We start from the raw sequence: 843 nt of genomic DNA on the forward strand, positions 1-843 counted from the left end.
CACTTGATTGTGTGAGTGACATTTCTGTCACTGATTGAGAACTTTACTGTCATTCTTTAAGAATGACTTGTCAGCTTTCCAGATTGTTAAAGAGCATGTGATTCTATCAATACGATAAACCACTTTTTAAAGACACTTATCATCATAAATGCGCTTAAAAAGTGGTGGAGCTAAGCAGGATCGAACTGCTGACCTCCTGCGTGCAAGGCAGGCGCTCTCCCAGCTGAGCTATAGCCCCATCATAATTCCTTAGATGCTGGTGCCAATTTCTTTTGAGGCAAGGCAGTGTATTTCGACGTTTAGTTTGCTAAACGAGGAATGCACTAACGCAGTATCAGGAGAAATTGGTGGGTCTGAGTGGACTTGAACCACCGACCTCACCCTTATCAGGGGTGCGCTCTAACCACCTGAGCTACAGACCCATCTAAGGTACGAGCCTTTCACTAAGGCATTCGTATCTCTTTGACTTTCAACCTATACAATCTGTGTGAACACTCGCAAAAATAGCGTCAGTAAGGAGGTGATCCAGCCCCAGGTTCCCCTAGGGCTACCTTGTTACGACTTCACCCCAGTCATGAACCACACCGTGGTAAACGCCCTCCCGAAGGTTAAGCTATCTACTTCTGGTGCAGCCCACTCCCATGGTGTGACGGGCGGTGTGTACAAGGCCCGGGAACGTATTCACCGTGGCATTCTGATCCACGATTACTAGCGATTCCGACTTCATGGAGTCGAGTTGCAGACTCCAATCCGGACTACGACAAACTTTAAGGGATTCGCTCCACTTCGCAGCTTCGCTGCCCTCTGTATCTGCCATTGTAGCACGTGTGTAGCCCTACTCGT

General features: G+C 48.2%; 2 tRNA genes and 1 rRNA gene. All 3 read right to left on the reverse strand.

Features of this window, described 5'->3' with window-relative positions:
* Window positions 1–162: 162 nt before the first annotated feature.
* Window positions 163–238, reverse strand: a tRNA-Ala gene (locus tag WN56_RS08515).
* A gap of 107 nt (window positions 239–345) precedes the next feature.
* Window positions 346–422: transfer RNA gene (locus WN56_RS08520), tRNA-Ile, on the reverse strand.
* A gap of 91 nt (window positions 423–513) precedes the next feature.
* Window positions 514–843, reverse strand: a 16S ribosomal RNA gene (locus WN56_RS08525); the annotation flags it as partial.

Source organism: Salinivibrio sp. KP-1, from assembly GCF_000968645.1.
In the GTDB taxonomy this organism is placed as follows: Bacteria; Pseudomonadota; Gammaproteobacteria; order Enterobacterales; family Vibrionaceae; genus Salinivibrio; species Salinivibrio siamensis.